Annotated in this window: 13 protein-coding genes and 2 tRNA genes; 8 read left to right on the forward strand and 7 right to left on the reverse strand. The window is 71.0% G+C overall.

The window, feature by feature from the left end; translation table 11 throughout:
* Nucleotides 1-15: 15 nt before the first annotated feature.
* Both ABZ956_RS01870 and ABZ956_RS01875 read left to right on the forward strand, forming a co-directional pair.
* Complete coding sequence (locus ABZ956_RS01870; protein ID WP_361885413.1) at nt 16-177, forward strand: hypothetical protein; 162 nt, start codon at nt 16-18, stop codon at nt 175-177.
* 86 nt (nt 178-263) lie between these two features.
* The gene (locus ABZ956_RS01875) at nt 264-1,352 is read left to right on the forward strand and encodes a PDZ domain-containing protein (protein WP_361885416.1); all 1,089 of its coding nucleotides are present in this window, start codon (nt 264-266) and stop codon (nt 1,350-1,352) included.
* Nucleotides 1,353-1,378: 26 nt separating this feature from the next.
* Here the strand turns inward: ABZ956_RS01875 and ABZ956_RS01880 are convergent, their stop codons facing one another.
* Complete coding sequence (locus tag ABZ956_RS01880) at nt 1,379-1,963, reverse strand: PPA1309 family protein (RefSeq protein ID WP_361885418.1); 585 nt, start codon at nt 1,961-1,963, stop codon at nt 1,379-1,381.
* Nucleotides 1,964-2,107: 144 nt separating this feature from the next.
* Between ABZ956_RS01880 and ABZ956_RS01885 the strand changes: the two genes are divergently transcribed.
* From ABZ956_RS01885 to ABZ956_RS01900, 4 genes are all read left to right on the forward strand, one after another.
* The gene (locus ABZ956_RS01885) at nt 2,108-4,993 is read left to right on the forward strand and encodes a UPF0182 family protein (RefSeq protein WP_361886637.1); all 2,886 of its coding nucleotides are present in this window, start codon (nt 2,108-2,110) and stop codon (nt 4,991-4,993) included.
* 42 nt (nt 4,994-5,035) lie between these two features.
* A tRNA-Met gene (locus tag ABZ956_RS01890) sits at nt 5,036-5,109 on the forward strand.
* A gap of 249 nt (nt 5,110-5,358) precedes the next feature.
* A complete protein-coding gene (locus tag ABZ956_RS01895) occupies nt 5,359-7,305 on the forward strand; it encodes a tetratricopeptide repeat protein (RefSeq protein ID WP_361885421.1) in 1,947 nt (648 codons plus the stop codon).
* A 69-nt stretch (nt 7,306-7,374) separates the two neighbouring features.
* A tRNA-Met gene (locus ABZ956_RS01900) sits at nt 7,375-7,448 on the forward strand.
* A gap of 40 nt (nt 7,449-7,488) precedes the next feature.
* On the opposite strand, the gene ABZ956_RS01905 is transcribed toward ABZ956_RS01900, so the two are convergent.
* A complete protein-coding gene (locus tag ABZ956_RS01905; protein WP_361885424.1) occupies nt 7,489-7,905 on the reverse strand; it encodes a Fur family transcriptional regulator in 417 nt (138 codons plus the stop codon).
* A 158-nt stretch (nt 7,906-8,063) separates the two neighbouring features.
* Here ABZ956_RS01905 and ABZ956_RS01910 point away from each other — a divergent pair, with 158 nt between their 5' ends.
* Complete coding sequence (locus ABZ956_RS01910) at nt 8,064-9,539, forward strand: catalase (RefSeq protein ID WP_361885426.1); 1,476 nt, start codon at nt 8,064-8,066, stop codon at nt 9,537-9,539.
* A gap of 70 nt (nt 9,540-9,609) precedes the next feature.
* Here the strand turns inward: ABZ956_RS01910 and ABZ956_RS01915 are convergent, their stop codons facing one another.
* Both ABZ956_RS01915 and hisN read right to left on the reverse strand, forming a co-directional pair.
* Nucleotides 9,610-10,011: a CBS domain-containing protein gene (locus ABZ956_RS01915; RefSeq protein ID WP_361885429.1), complete on the reverse strand. Its 402-nt coding sequence runs from the start codon at nt 10,009-10,011 to the stop codon at nt 9,610-9,612.
* A gap of 194 nt (nt 10,012-10,205) precedes the next feature.
* Complete coding sequence (gene hisN / locus ABZ956_RS01920) at nt 10,206-11,000, reverse strand: histidinol-phosphatase (protein ID WP_361885432.1); 795 nt, start codon at nt 10,998-11,000, stop codon at nt 10,206-10,208.
* Nucleotides 11,001-11,136: 136 nt separating this feature from the next.
* Here hisN and ABZ956_RS01925 point away from each other — a divergent pair, with 136 nt between their 5' ends.
* A complete protein-coding gene (locus ABZ956_RS01925; RefSeq protein WP_361885435.1) occupies nt 11,137-11,781 on the forward strand; it encodes a helix-turn-helix domain-containing protein in 645 nt (214 codons plus the stop codon).
* 7 nt (nt 11,782-11,788) lie between these two features.
* Here ABZ956_RS01925 and ABZ956_RS01930 read toward each other — a convergent pair whose 3' ends face one another.
* From ABZ956_RS01930 to aroA, 3 genes are all read right to left on the reverse strand, one after another.
* Nucleotides 11,789-12,112: a multidrug efflux SMR transporter gene (locus tag ABZ956_RS01930; RefSeq protein ID WP_361885437.1), complete on the reverse strand. Its 324-nt coding sequence runs from the start codon at nt 12,110-12,112 to the stop codon at nt 11,789-11,791.
* 86 nt (nt 12,113-12,198) lie between these two features.
* Entirely contained in the window at nt 12,199-13,203 is a 1,005-nt protein-coding gene (rsgA, locus tag ABZ956_RS01935) for a ribosome small subunit-dependent GTPase A (RefSeq protein WP_361885439.1), read from the reverse strand.
* 17 nt (nt 13,204-13,220) lie between these two features.
* Entirely contained in the window at nt 13,221-14,567 is a 1,347-nt protein-coding gene (aroA, locus tag ABZ956_RS01940) for a 3-phosphoshikimate 1-carboxyvinyltransferase (protein WP_361885441.1), read from the reverse strand.
* Nucleotides 14,568-14,588: the final 21 nt, after the last annotated feature.

Consider the following 14,588-nt stretch of genomic DNA (forward strand, 5'->3'; position numbering starts at 1 on the left):
GGGTCGGAGGCCGGCATGGCGGCGCTTGCTTGGTTGCTGATTCCGGTGGGTGCGGCGGTGGTCGCCGCCCTGTGGGGGAGCTGGGCGGCCCGGAACCGCAAGGCCGGGGACGTCGCGGAACTGGCGGGTTATGAGAAGTTCCGGCAGGCGATGGAGCGGACCGAGTCCGGTTCCTGACCGCCGCCTGAGCGGAGCGGCCGGTATCTGCCCCGTACGGACCGCCCCGGAAGTGGACTGTCGGACCCGTCCCGTACTGTCGTTCCATGCCCCGCCGCACAGCGACGATGCTCGCCTCCCTCCTGATGCTGATCGCGCTCCTGTGCGCAGGCGTGCTGATCCCCGTGCCCTACTCGGAGATGTCTCCGGGCCCCACGGTCAACACGCTGGGTGAGCACGGCGGCGAGCCGGTGCTGCAGATCTCCGGGCACAAGACGTACCCGACCACCGGCCACCTCAACATGACGACGGTCCGGGTGACCGGCTCGCAGTACCGGATGAACCTGGTCGAGGCGGTCTACGGCTGGCTGGCGCACGACAATCTGGTCGTCCCGCACAGCACCCTCTACCCCGACGACAAGTCGCCGGACGAGCTCAACCAGGAGACGGCGGAGGAATTCAGCCAGTCCCAGGAGAGCGCCAAGGTGGCGGCCCTGAAGCAGCTGGGCATCGCGGTCGGCACGCGCGTGGTGGTGTCCTCCGTGGTCAAGGGCAGCCCCGCCGAGGGGGCGCTGCACGCCGGCGATGTGATCAAGGCCGTGGACGGCACCGAGATCAAGGAGCCCGGGGACGTGGCCCGGCTGGTCACCCGGCACAAGCCGGGCGAGAAGGTGACGTTCCTGGTCGTTCCGGCCAAGGAGGCGGCCGCCGCGGAGAAGGAGAAGCGGCAGCCGAAGGTGGAGGACACCGTCACCCTCACCACGAACAAGGCCCCCGACGACAGCCGGGCCATCGTCGGCATCCAGGCGGGGACGGACCACACCTTCCCGTTCTCCATCAACATCAAGCTGGCGGACGTGGGCGGGCCGAGCGCCGGGCTGATGTTCGCCCTCGGCATAGTCGACAAACTCACCCCCGAGGACCTGACCGGCGGGAAGTTCATCGCCGGTACGGGGACGATCGACGAGGCCGGCAAGGTCGGGCCGATCGGCGGCGTGGAGATGAAGACGGTGGGGGCCCGCGCCAAGGGCGCGCGCTACTTCCTGACCCCGAAGGACAACTGCGCGGCCGCGGCGAAGGACACCCCCGCGGGCCTGACCCTGATCAAGGTCGAGACGATGAAGGACGCGATGCAGTCCCTGGAGAAGCTCCGCAAGGGGGACACGGTCGGCCTGCCGCGGTGCGCGGCAGGCTGACCGGCTCCCGTCCCCGGGCGGGGCGCTCAGTCCGCGAACGTGGCGGCGAGGGCCTCGGCGAGGCCCGGCACCAGGTCGGCGCCGGTGAGGACCTCGGTCGGCGAGTCCTTCTCGCGCAGCCGCAGGGCCGACTCGCGGGCGCCGTCGCGCAGGACCGCCACCGTCATCCGGACCTCCTGGCGGTCCGGGTGCTTGGCGACCCACGCGGCGAGCTGCTTGTCGTTCAGTCCGTGGGGCACGGACCCCTCGGCCGACGGCGGCAGCATCAGCCGCTCCACGGTCAGGGCGCAGCCCGCGACCGCGTCGGGCCAGGCGATGGTGCCGAGGAATTTGTCGAGGGCGGTGCCCTTGGGCAGCTCCTCCTGCTCGATGGGGGTGTAGGAGGTGGTCGTGGACGGGGCGTCGTCAAGGCCGAGCTGGGCGGCGAGGCCGGGCTCCTGGGTGCGGAGCTTGGCCGTGTCGACCAGGGCGAACAGCCGTGCGGGCTGGTCCCAGCCGAGCCCGGACGCGTACTCGTCGATCTCGAGCACGGCGCGGGTGAGCGGACTGGCGGCCATCGGGGTGCCGGGCTCGTGCGAGCCGGGAAGGTTCGAACCGGTATTGCTGGACATGGTCAATATCGTGCCCTGAGAGAGCCCGAAATCGGGAACCGAGTAAAGCCTCGGTAAGTTGCCACAGTGGGTCCTACTATCACCTGGGCCTGATCGACAGCTCCATCGACAGCGAACTTCGAGGTGCGCACCTTGGCTTTCCAGATGCCGGACCGCGGCGGAGGCCCGACAGGGCCACGGATCAGAGTCGGCCGACCGTCCCGGCGTGTCCGGACCCTGCTGATGACCTTGGGCGTGCTGGCCGTGCTGGCCATGCTCTTCGTCATGTTCGCGGGGTTCTGGACCGACTGGCTCTGGTACCGCTCGGTGGAATATTCCTCGGTCTTCACCACCACCCTCGGCACCAAGATCGGCCTCTTCGCCGTCTTCGGTCTGCTGATGGCCCTGGCCGTGGGGACCAATATCTGGCTGGCGCACCGCCTGCGCCCGCCACTGAGCGCGATGTCGGTCGAGCAGCAGAGCCTCGACCGCTACCGCATGAGCATCGCCCCGTACAAGAAGTGGGTGCTGCTGGCGGTCACCGCGCTGGTCGGCCTGGTGGCGGGCGCCTCCGCCGCCGGGCAGTGGCGCACGTGGCTGCAGTGGGTCAACGGCGTGCCGTTCGGCCAGAAGGACCCGCAGTTCCAGAAGGACATCTCCTTCTACACCTTCGACCTGCCGTGGTACCGCTTCCTGCTGAGCTTCGGCTTCGCGGCGGCGGTCCTGTCGCTGATCGCGGCCGCGCTGGTGCACTACCTCTACGGCGGTCTGCGGCTCACCAGCCCCGGCGGACGGGCCACGGCCGCCGCCACGGGCCACCTGTCCGTGCTGCTCGGCATCTTCGTGACGCTCAAGGCCGTCGCGTACTGGCTGGACCGGTACGGGCTGGCGGTGAAGTCCAGCGGGCTGAAGTCGACCGAGGGCTGGACGGGTCTGCGCTATGTGGACGCCAACGCCTATCTGCCGGCCAAGACGATCCTCTTCATCATCGCGCTGATCTGCGCGGTGCTGTTCTTCGCGACGCTGTGGCGGCGCACCTGGCAGCTGCCGGTGATCGGCTTCGGTCTGATGGTGCTCTCCGCGGTGCTGATCGGCGGGCTCTACCCGGCGATCGTGCAGAAATTCCAGGTCCAGCCGAACGAGCAGGCCAAGGAAGCGCCGTACATCAAGAAGAACATCACGGCCACGCGTGAGGCGTACGGCATCGACGGCGCCCAGGTGAAGGAGTACCAGGGCACCAGCGACCTCAAGGGCAAGGACAAGGAGAAGCTGCGGGCCGAGGCGAATTCCACGGCCAGCCTGCGTCTCCTCGACCCCAACATCGTCTCGCCCACCTTCCAGCAGCTCCAGCAGGTGCGCGGGTACTACCAGTTCCCGTCCACCCTGGACGTCGACCGCTACAAGGTCGACGGCAAGGAGCAGGACACGGTCATCGGTCTGCGCGAGCTCAACATCAACGGCATTCCCGAGCGCAACTGGATCAACGACCACTTCAAGTACACCCACGGCTACGGCGCCATCACCGCGAAGGGCACCTCGACCGGCGACGGCGGTTCCCCGGACTTCACGGAGAAGAACCTGCCGACCGAGGGCAAGCTCGGGAAGTACGAGCAGCGGGTGTACTACGGCGAGAAGACCACGCAGTACTCCATCGTGGGCGGCCCGCAGAAGGAGCTGGACTACTCCGGCGACCAGGGCGAGAAGAGCTACAGCTACAAGGGCAAGAGCGGCGTCGACCTCTCGAACCCCGTCAACCGCGCCGCCTACGCGGTGGCATTCGGCGAGCCCCAGATCCTGTACTCGGGCGCCATCGGCGAGGGCTCGCGGATTCTGTACAACCGCACGCCGAAGGAGCGCGTCGAATCGGTCGCCCCGTGGCTGACCATCGACGGTGACGCCTATCCGGCCGTGGTCGACGGGCGCATCCAGTGGATCGTGGACGCCTACACCACGACCAACGGCTATCCGTACGCCTCCCGCACCACCCTCGGCGACACCACCGCCGACTCGCTGACCACCGGCCAGCGCGCCGTGGTGGCCCAGCAGAACCAGGTCAACTACATCCGCAACTCGGTCAAGGCGACCGTCGACGCCTATGACGGCACGGTCAAGCTGTACCAGTGGGACACCAAGGACCCGGTGCTCAAGACCTGGATGAAGGCCTTCCCCGGGACGGTGAAGGCGAAGAGCGAGATCGGTCCCGGCCTGATGGACCATCTCCGCTACCCGCAGGACCTCTTCAAGGTCCAGCGTGAACTGCTCACCCGGTACCACGTCACCAATCCGGGGACGTTCTACACCGGTAGCGAGCGCTGGCAGGTTCCGGACGACCCGACCAACAAGTCGGGCAACGCGGTTCCGCCGTATTACCTGAGCATGCGGATGCCGGACCAGAAGGCCCAGTCCTTCTCGCTGACGACCACGTTCACTCCGAAGAGCCGCGAGAATCTCGGCGCCTTCATGGCCGTGGACGCCGACGCGAAGAGCCCGGACTACGGCAAGATCAGAGTTCTGAAACTGCCCGCCGAGAGCCCGACTTCCGGCCCGCAGCAGGTGCAGAGCAAGTTCAACGGCGATCCCGAAATCGCCAATAAGATCAATATCCTGAAGCGCGGCGACTCGGAGATCGAGTACGGCAATCTGCTGACCGTGCCGCTCGACAACGGGCTGCTCTACGTCGAACCCGTCTATGTCCGTGGCGCGGGCACCAACTACCCGCTGCTGAAGAAGGTGCTGGTCACCTATGGCGACAAGACCGCCTTCGAGGACAACCTCACCCAGGCACTCGACGTGGTCTTCGGGGTGAAGAGCCCCGAGCCCGGCACCAAGCCGCCGGCCGAGGGGACGACGAAGCCGCCGCCCGCGCAGGACCCGACGGTCAAGCAGGCCCTCAAGGACGCCCAGGACGCGTTCGACGCCGGCCAGAAGGCGCTCGACAACAAGGACTGGACGGCCTACGGCAAGGCCCAGCAGGACCTGAAGGACGCGCTCGACCGGGCGGCCAAGGCCGAGGCCAAGGCCGCCGGGAACGCCCCCAAGCCGGGCAGCTAGCAAGGACCCGCCCCGCGCCGTGGTACGGTTGTTCCACAACGGCGCGGGGTGGAGCAGCTCGGTAGCTCGCTGGGCTCATAACCCAGAGGTCGCAGGTTCAAATCCTGTCCCCGCTACTCAAAGACAAGGCCCGGAGTCCCAGGACTCCGGGCCTTGTCGTGTGCCCGGACCTGCCCGGCAGCCGCCTGCCGGGCGTGGGACGACCACCGATCGCCCGGCACGCGTGGTCTGTGCGGGTTATGTGCGGGGGTTTTGATTAGAGTTTGGAGCACCGCCGTGTCGGGAAGTCGGGAAGTCGACAAAACGCTGAAGTGACCTCACTGGCTGCGGTATTCCAGGTGTACGCAGGTTGCGGGAGTGCGACGATGGGACTTATGGGGGACAAGGCGAGGCTGTTGGAAACACGTCGGCTTGTAGGAGCTCCCGGGGACGGGAGCGATCAGGACGACCAGGACCCGTCGTCGTACGGCTCGGAGGAGAGTTCCTCCGACACTGGCTGTACCGCGGAAGTGGTGGACCTGGAGCTGGAGACCGCACGCCGCCGCGCCGCGGAGTCCGGGGACCCCGCATCCCTGAGCATGCTCGGCGCGTTGCTGCTGCGCCGGGGCGATCTCGACGGCGCCGAGCGGCACTTGCGCGCCGCCACCGCCGAAGGCGACCGCTCCGCCGCCAACAATCTGGGCGTCCTGCTGCACCAGCGCGGCTACGCCGACGAAGCCGCCACCTGGTGGCGGGTGGCCGCCGTCGCCGGCTCCGCCCCCGCGGCGCACGCCCTGGGCCGCTACCACCGCGAGCGCGGCGACGAGCCCGCGGCCGAGTACTGGCTGCGCCAGTCCGCGGAGTCCGGCCACGCGCTGGGCGCATACGCCCTGGCCGATCTGCTGGAGCACCGCAGCGACGTGGGCGCCGAGCGCTGGTTCCGCTCCGCCGCCGAGCGGGGGCACCGCGAGGCCGCCTATCGCCTGGCGCGGATACTCGACGGCCGGGCGCCGTCGGCCGCGGCCCTGTCCGGCGGGCTCGCCGCGGGCCTGGGCCCCGCCACCGGCGCACGGCACGTGTCCGCGGGCGGTGGCGACACCTCCGTACGCGACCTGCGCGCCGCCGCGGCCGGCGGCCGCCGCCAGGACGGCCCGGCCGGCGAGGCCGAGCAGTGGTACCGCCAGGCCGCCGCCCGCGGCCACCGGCGCGCCGCCCTGCACCTGGGCACCCTGCTGGAGGGGCGGGGCGAGACGCAGGAGGCCGCGCGCTGGTACCTGACCTCCGCCAAGGACGGCGAGCCCCGGGCCGCCTGCGCCCTGGGCTTCCTGCTGCGCGACGCCGGCGACTGCGACAGCGCCGCCATCTGGTGGCGCCGCGCCGCCCAGGAGGGCGACGGCAACGCCGCCAACGCCCTGGGCGCCCTCCACGCGGACCGTGGCGAGCCCCAGCAGGCCGAGCGCTGGTACCGCGCCGCCCTGGACGCGGGAGACGTCAACGGCGCCTACAACCTCGCCCTGCTCTGCGCCGAGCAGGGCCGCACGGCCCAGGCCGAGCAGTGGTACCGCCGGGCCGCCTACGCCGGTCACAAGGAGGCCGCCAACGCGCTGGCGGTGCTGCTGCTCCAGGGCGGCGACTCCGCGGGCGCCGAGCCCTGGTTCTCCAAGGCCGCCGAGGCCGGCAGCGTCGACGCCGCGTTCAACCTCGGCATCCTCTACGCCGGGCGCGACGAGGAGCGCATGGCCTTCCAGTGGTACGAGCGCGCCGCCGTCGCCGGGCACACGGACGCGGCCCTGCAGGTGGCGATGGTCCTGCTGCGCGACGGCGGGGCCGAGAACACCGAGGCCGCCGAGCGCCACCTGCGGGTGGCCGTGCGCGGCGGCAGCGCCGAGGCCGCCTTCCGGCTGGGCGCGCTGCTCGACCGTGAGGACGAGACCCGCTTCGAGTGCGAGGAGTGGTACGAGCGGGCCGCCCGGCAGGGCCACCGCCGGGCCCAGGTGCGGCTGGGCATGCTGGTCGCCGAGCGGGGCGACGTGGTGGGAGCCGCGCACTGGTACCGCGAGGCCGCCGAGGCCGGCAGCCGCAACGGCGCCTTCAACCTCGGCCTGCTGCTGGCCCGCGAGGGCAGCGAGCCGGAGGCGGCGATGTGGTGGGCCCGGGCCGCCGAGGCCGGGCACGGCCGCGCCGCGCTGCGGCTCGCCCTGCTGGCCGCGCGCCGGGGCGGGCTGGCCGAGGGGCAGATGTGGTGCGCGCGGGCGGTCGAGCTGGGCCCTCCGGAGGTCGCCGAGCGCGCCGCCCGGCTGCAGGAGGCGCTCCAGCAGGAGCTCACCGCCTGAGGGGATGTAAGCGGACCGGTAAAGAAATTTGCACGCGCGGTCACGGACGGGTTAGGGTGGGGTCAACGACGCGGGGTGGAGCAGCTCGGTAGCTCGCTGGGCTCATAACCCAGAGGTCGCAGGTTCAAATCCTGTCCCCGCTACTGACACGAAAGGCCCGGATCTTCGGATCCGGGCCTTTCGTCATGCCGTGACGCAGTTGGGGCAGATCCCGCGGTAGGTGACCTCGACCGCCGAGACCTGGAAGCCGAAGCGCTCCTCGGCCGGCAGGCCGTCCAGCAGGTCGCCCGCGGGGTGGACGTCGCGGATCGTGCCGCACCGCGAGCACACCAGGTGCTGGTGCGCGTGGTGGGCGTTCGGGTCGTAGCGCTTGGCGCGGCCGTCCGTGCTCACCTCGAGGACCTCGCCCAGCGAGACGAGCTCTCCGAGGGTGTTGTACACCGTCGCGCGCGAGATCTCCGGCAGCAGGTCGGCTGCCTTGGCGTGCACCTCGTCGGCGGTGTAGTGCACATGGTCCCCGTCGAGCACTTCGGCGACGACGCGCCGCTGCGCGGTCAGCCGCCAGCCGCGTCCCCGGAGCCGTTCCAGCAGGTCACTCATGCCATTCACCTATCAGTCAGATAGGACCAGCGTAGCAGCGGCCCTCGTCCATCCATGGAATCCATATTCTTGTGAGATCCATCTTGACTTAGACAATGTCCAATGTAGGATCGGACTCGGCTCAGGCCACTGCAGACGATTCGACGACGGAGGCGTACGTGACGGTGAACGGCGAGGCGGCGACGGCGGTGGGCCCGCTGACCACGGAGTCCGGTGCTCCGGTTGCGGACAACCAGAACAGCGAGACCGCGGGCCTCGGCGGCCCCGTCCTCGTCCAGGACCAGCTCCTGCTCGAGAAGCTCGCCCACTTCAACCGCGAGCGGATCCCGGAGCGGGTCGTGCACGCCCGCGGCGCGGGTGCCTACGGCACCTTCACCGTGACGGCGGACGTCTCGCGCTACACCCGGGCGGCGTTCCTCTCCCAGGTCGGCAAGCAGACGGAGACGTTCCTGCGCTTCTCCACCGTCGCCGGCAACCTGGGCTCGGCCGACGCGGTGCGCGACCCGCGCGGCTTCGCGCTGAAGTTCTACACCGAAGAGGGCAACTACGACCTCGTAGGCAACAACACCCCGGTGTTCTTCATCAAGGACGCCATCAAGTTCCCCGACTTCATCCACACCCAGAAGCGCGACCCGTACACCGGCTCGCAGGAGGCGGACAACGTCTGGGACTTCTGGGGGCTGTCGCCCGAGTCCACCCACCAGGTGACCTGGCTCTTCGGCGACCGCGGCATCCCGGCCTCGTATCGCCACATGAACGGCTACGGATCCCACACCTACCAGTGGAACAACGCGGCCGGCGAGGTCTTCTGGGTCAAGTACCACTTCAAGACCGACCAGGGCATCAAGAACCTCACCACGGCCGAGGCCGCCGAGACCTCGGGCCTGGACCCCGACAGCCACCAGCGCGACCTGCGCGAGGCCATCGAGCGCGGCGAGTTCCCGAGCTGGACCGTGCAGGTGCAGATCATGCCGGCGGACGAGGCGGCGACCTACCGCTTCAACCCGTTCGACCTCACCAAGGTGTGGCCGCACGAGGACTACCCGCCGATCGAGATCGGCAAGCTGGAGCTCAACCGCAACCCCGAGAACATCTTCGCCGAGGTCGAGCAGTCGATCTTCTCGCCGGCACACTTCGTGCCGGGCATCGGCCCCTCGCCCGACAAGATGCTCCAGGGCCGGCTCTTCGCCTACGGTGACGCCCACCGCTACCGCGTCGGCATCAACGCCGACCACCTGCCGGTCAACCGCCCGCACGCCACCGAGGCGCGCACCCACTCCCGTGACGGCTTCCTGTACGACGGCCGGCACAAGGGCGCCAAGAACTATGAGCCCAACAGCTTCGGCGGCCCGGCGCAGACCGGCCGGGCGCTGTGGCAGCCGACGGCCGTGAGCGGCTACACGGGCAACGAGGCGGCTCCCTCGCACGCCGAGGACAACGACTTCGTCCAGGCGGGCAACCTCTACCGGCTGATGTCGGAGGAGGAGAAGGAGCGCCTGATCGCCAACCTCGCCGGCTTCATAGCCAAGGTCTCGCGCGACGACATCGTCGAGCGGGCGGTCGGCAACTTCCGCCAGGCGGACCCCGACTACGGCAAGCGGCTGGACGCCGCCGTCCAGGCCCTGCGCGGCTGACAGCCACTGGACGCTTGCCGTACAAACCGAAGAGGCCGGACGCCAAAGGGCTCCGGCCTCTTCGGCCGTCCTAGGCCGGGACCGCCCGCGCGCGCTCGCGGGCCGGCAGCCAGCAGCGGATGATGTCGCGCACCGACACCACGCCCACCGCCTCGCGGTCGTCCAGGACGATCAGATGGCGGAACTCGCCGCGTGTCATGGCGGCGGCCGCCTCCTCCAGGGTCCACTCGGGGGCCGCGAAGACCACGTCCGTGGTGGTGTGGCCGTGGGCGGTCTCGCGGTCGGGGTCGTGGCCCGCCCCGACCGCGTTGAGTATGTCGCGCTCGGTGAGGATGCCGAGGCCGCTGGTGTCCGGGTCGAGGACGACTGCCGCGCCGATCCTGCGCGCGTACATCAGTCGTGCTGCCTGCCGGAGGGTGTGTTCGGGGCCGATGGTCAGGACCACCGTGCTCATGGCGTCGCGGACGAGCATGGCCGTAAGCCACCTCCTTGGAGGGCTGCGGATCAGTCCCGGAACTGTGAACTCCGGCCGCACGCGGCACGAAGGGGTTCACAAGTTCACAAGCGTCGGGGCTGTCAGCGTCGCATGCCGCGCAGGGCCGAACAAGGCTTGCGCGGCACTGGATTTTGCCAAATTTTTACGACCCCCTGGGGGGTTTAAGACCGTTACGGCCGTAGATAGCTCAACAGCTCATCGTGCAGCAGCCCGTTGGAGGCGGCGGCGTTCCCGCTGTGCGGTCCCGGGCGTCCGTCCAGGCCCGTGAAGCGGCCGCCGGCCTCCTCGACGATGACGACGTTCGCCGCCATGTCCCACAGCGACAGCTCCGGCTCCGCACAGATGTCCACCGACCCCTCGGCCACCATCATGTACGGCCAGAAGTCGCCGTAGCCCCGCGTCCGCCAGCAGTCGCGCGTCAGGTCCAGGAAGCCCGGCAGCATGCCGCGCTCCTCCCAGCCCGTCAGCGAGGAGTACGCGAACGACGCGTCCTCGATCCGGCCCACCCGCGAGACCTGCAGTCGCGACGCCGACGTCAGGCTCCGCCCGGTGTAGGCGCCCGAGTCCTTCGCCGCCCACCACCGCCGGCCCAGCGCGGGCGCCGAGACCACCCCGACCACGGGCCGGAAGCCGCCCTCGCCCTGCACCATCAGCGAGATCAGCGTCGCCCACACCGGCACGCCACGCACATAGTTCTTCGTGCCGTCGATCGGGTCGATCACCCAGCGGCGCGGGCCCATGCCCTCGCTGCCGAACTCCTCGCCGAGCACGGCGTCGCGCGGCCGGGCGCGCTGGAGATGACCACGGATCAGCTCTTCGGCGGCCTTGTCCGCCTCGCTCACCGGAGTCATGTCCGGTTTGGTCTCGACCTTCAGGTCGAGGGCCTTGAAGCGGTCCATGGTGGCCGCGTCGGCGGCATCCGCCAGGACGTGGGCCAGCCGCAGATCATCGTGGTAGTCGGACATGCCACGCACACTACCCGCGGCCAACGCCAGGTCACGTGCGGCGCGACCTGCCGGGGCCCTTGACAGCGTCTGGCGGCGCGTCAATTCTGTGGCCTGGCCACAACCGTCGTGCGGCCGTACGGCCGGGGAGGCGACGATGCCCGCGGCAAGAGAACTCTTACTGGACGCGGCCTTCGCCGCGCTCGGCGCCCGGCCCTGGCACGGAGTCCGGATGGTCGACGTCGCAGCGGCGGCCGGGGTCTCCAGGCAGACCCTCTACAACGAATTCGGCAGCAAGGACGGGCTCGCCCGCGCCCTGGTGCGCCGCGAGGCGGACGCCTTCCTCGCCGGGGTGGAACGCTCCCTGGCCGAGGCCGCCGCACGGGAGGGGGCCGACGCGGGGGACTGCTGCGCGGCCGCCGCCCTGTGGACCCTGCGCACGGCACGGGCCAATCCCTTCGTGCGGGCCGCGCTCACCGGCTGCCGCGGCGACCGGCTCCCGCCCGCGGCGGCGCCCCCGCTCCCGCCGCCGCGCACGCCGCGCGACGCGCGCCCCCTGCGGGGCGGCCCCACGCCGACGACGCTGACCGAGCGGATACGCGACAGCGCGGCCCTCGCCGCACACTCCGCCGGCGGGGCCGTACCGCGGCAGGGCCCCCACGACGCCGAGGGCACACGGCGGGCCTGCGAGGCGGGGGTCCGGCTGGCGCTGTCCTACGTCCTGGCCCCGGCCGCCACGGACGAGGCGGCGGCGGACGACGTGGCCCGCCTCGTCCGCGCCCTGCTGCGGCCGGCCCGGTGAGCACACGTCAGTGCGCCGAGCCCGCCAGCTGGAGCCCGATGACCCCGACGATCACGAACGAGATCGAGACGAGCTTGAGCGTCGAGACGAGGTCGCCCAGGAAGACCATGCCGTAGATCGCGGTCCCGGCGGCGCCGATGCCGGTCCACACGGCGTACGCCGGACCGACGTCGAGCTTCTTCAGAGCGAGCGTCAAAAGCCCGAAGCTGCCCAGCGCGAAGCACGCGAAGGCGATCGTGGGCCACAGCCGGGTGAAGCCGTGCGAGAGCTTGAGGCAGACGGCGAAGCCGGTTTCCAGAAGCCCGGCGACGACGACCAGCAGCCACGCCATCAGATTGCCTCCCGTTCCGCGGACCGCCCGTCTGCCCGGTGTCCTTCATGCCCTTGCCGGTGACGGTCATTCGCAAACGTAGGCGATCAGTCGCCTTCGCGCCGCTCCCTTGTCGCAAGAAGCCGGCGCAGCGAGTACAGCCGCTGCGGGTCGGCGTGCCCGTCCGCGACCCACTGGTCCAGCGCGCAGTCCGGCTCGTCGTGACTGCACGCGCGGGGGCAGCCCTCGGTGCCCGGCTCCAGGTCCGGGAAGGCGTGGATGACCCGCGAGGGGTCCACGTGGTGCAGCCCGAAGGACCGCACGCCCGGGGTGTCGATGACCCAGCCCGTGCCGTCCGGCAGCGGCAGGGCCAGCGCGGAGGTGGTGGTGTGCCGGCCGCGCCCGGTGACCGCGTTGACGTGGCCGGTGGCCCGCTGCCGCTCCACGAGCGCGTTGACCAGCGTCGTCTTGCCGACGCCGGAGTGCCCGACGAACGCGGTGATCCGGCCTTCCAGCTTCTCGCGGACCCGGCGGGCGGCCTCGCCCTCGGCCAGCTCCTCGCGGCTGGTGACCACATAGCGGATGCCCAGGGAGCCGTAGGACTCCATCAGCGTCTCCGCGGAGGCCAGGTCCGACTTGGTGAGCACCAGCAGCGGCTCCAGCCCCGCGTCGTACGCCGCGACCAGGCAGCGGTCGATCAGGCGCGGGCGCGGCTCGGGGTCGGCGAGCGCGGTGACGATCGCCAGCTGGTCGGCGTTGGCGACGACGACCCGCTCGTACGGATCGTCGTCGTCGGCGGTGCGGCGCAGCACGGAGCTGCGCTCCTCGACCCGGACGATGCGGGCGAGGGTGTCCTTGGCGCCGCTGAGGTCGCCGACGACCGCGACCCGGTCGCCGACCACGGCACTCTTGCGGCCCAGCTCGCGGGCCTTCATCGCCACGACGGTGCGGCCGTCGATGAGGACGTGCAGCCGGCCGCGGTCCACGGTCAGCACGAAGCCCTCGGAGGCGTCCTCGTGCTTGGGCCTGATGGTCGTGCGCGGGCGGTTGCCCTTGCGGTTGGGGCGGACGCGGACGTCGTCCTCGTCGGTGTGCTTGCCGTAGCGGCGCATGGTGCTTCCAGGCTCTCTCAGCTTCTCGGCGCCGTCGTCGCCCCCGCGACGGAGCCGAGCATCCCGGTCCACAGCTCCGGGAAGTCGGGCAGGGTCTTGGCCGTGGTGGCCACGTTCTCCACCTCGACGCCGTCGACGGCCAGGCCGATGACGGCGGCGGCGGTGGCGAGCCGGTGGTCCTCGTAGGTGTGGAAGACGCCGCCGTGCAGGGGGCGCGGGCGGATGCGCAGGCCGTCCTCGGTCTCGGTGACGTCGCCGCCGAGCTCGTTGATCTCCTTGGCCAGGGCGGCCAGCCGGTCGGTCTCGTGCAGCCGCAGGTGGGCGATGCCGCGCAGGACGGACTCGGTCTCGGCCAGCGCCGCGACGGCCGCGATCACCGGGGTGAGCTCGCCGACCTCATGCAGGTCGGCGTCGATGCCGGTGATGCGCCCGGTGCCGGTGAAGGTCAGGCCCGCGTCGGTGAGCTCGCAGCTGCCGCCCATGGCGGTGAAGATCTCGCGGAGCGCGTCACCGGGCTGGGTGGTGCGCTCGGGCCAGTCGGGGATGGTGACCTTGCCGCCGGTGACCAGGGCCGCCGCGAGGAAGGGGGCGGCGTTGGACAGGTCGGGCTCGACGACCAGGTCGCGGCCCAGGAGGGCGCTGGGGGAGACCCGCCAGACGTTCGGCTCGCCGCCGGACTCGGGGGTGTCGACCTGCGCGCCGGCGGCCCGCAGCATGTCCACGGTCATGCGGATGTGCGGCATCGACGGCAGGACGGCGCCCACGTGGCGGACCTCGACGCCCTGGTTGAAGCGCGGGCCGGACAGCAGCAGCGCGCTGACGAACTGGGAGGACGAGGAGGCGTCGATCTCCACCGGGCCGCCGTCCAGCGCCCCGGCGCCGTGCACGGTCAGGGGGAGCGCGCCGCGGTCGTTGTCGTCGATGCGGGCGCCCAGGGCGCGCAGCGCGTCGATCACGCCGTGCAGGGGGCGCTCGTAGCTGCGGGGGTCGCCGTCGAAGCGGATGGCGCCGTCGGCGAGCGCGGCGACGGGCGGCAGGAAGCGCATCACGGTGCCGGCGTTGCCGACGGCGACGGTGGCCGGGCCGTGCAGCCGGGCCGGGATGACCCGCCAGGCCTCGCCCGTGCCGTCGGGGCCCACGCCCTCCTCGATGCCGACGCCCAGGGCGCGCAGCGCGTCGGCCATCAGCACGGTGTCGCGCGAGCGCAGCGGGCGGCGCACCCAGCCCGGCTCGGCGGCGAGAGCGGCCAGGACCAGCGCACGGTTGGTGACCGACTTCGATCCGGGCACGGTGACCGTCGCGTCGACGGCCCCGGTCGCGAGGGGGGCGGGCCAGAGGTCGGTGTGCGCGGGGCTCTCGGTCATGCCTTTACCTTACTGAGGTTC

The sequence above is a fragment of the Streptomyces sp. NPDC046261 genome, assembly GCF_040646235.1.
GTDB lineage: Bacteria > Actinomycetota > Actinomycetes > Streptomycetales > Streptomycetaceae > Streptomyces.

What these genes read in the sequence shown, in the direction of transcription:
- ABZ956_RS01870 (WP_361885413.1), top strand. Translation starts at nt 16, where the DNA reads ATGGCGGCGCTTGCTTGGTTGCTGATTCCGGTGGGTGCGGCGGTGGTC.
- ABZ956_RS01875 (WP_361885416.1), top strand. Translation starts at nt 264, where the DNA reads ATGCCCCGCCGCACAGCGACGATGCTCGCCTCCCTCCTGATGCTGATC.
- ABZ956_RS01880 (WP_361885418.1), bottom strand. Translation starts at nt 1,963, where the DNA reads ATGTCCAGCAATACCGGTTCGAACCTTCCCGGCTCGCACGAGCCCGGC.
- ABZ956_RS01885 (WP_361886637.1), top strand. Translation starts at nt 2,108, where the DNA reads ATGCCGGACCGCGGCGGAGGCCCGACAGGGCCACGGATCAGAGTCGGC.
- ABZ956_RS01895 (WP_361885421.1), top strand. Translation starts at nt 5,359, where the DNA reads ATGGGACTTATGGGGGACAAGGCGAGGCTGTTGGAAACACGTCGGCTT.
- ABZ956_RS01905 (WP_361885424.1), bottom strand. Translation starts at nt 7,905, where the DNA reads ATGAGTGACCTGCTGGAACGGCTCCGGGGACGCGGCTGGCGGCTGACC.
- ABZ956_RS01915 (WP_361885429.1), bottom strand. Translation starts at nt 10,011, where the DNA reads ATGCTCGTCCGCGACGCCATGAGCACGGTGGTCCTGACCATCGGCCCC.
- hisN (WP_361885432.1), bottom strand. Translation starts at nt 11,000, where the DNA reads ATGTCCGACTACCACGATGATCTGCGGCTGGCCCACGTCCTGGCGGAT.
- ABZ956_RS01925 (WP_361885435.1), top strand. Translation starts at nt 11,137, where the DNA reads ATGCCCGCGGCAAGAGAACTCTTACTGGACGCGGCCTTCGCCGCGCTC.
- ABZ956_RS01930 (WP_361885437.1), bottom strand. Translation starts at nt 12,112, where the DNA reads ATGGCGTGGCTGCTGGTCGTCGTCGCCGGGCTTCTGGAAACCGGCTTC.
- rsgA (WP_361885439.1), bottom strand. Translation starts at nt 13,203, where the DNA reads ATGCGCCGCTACGGCAAGCACACCGACGAGGACGACGTCCGCGTCCGC.
- aroA (WP_361885441.1), bottom strand. Translation starts at nt 14,567, where the DNA reads ATGACCGAGAGCCCCGCGCACACCGACCTCTGGCCCGCCCCCCTCGCG.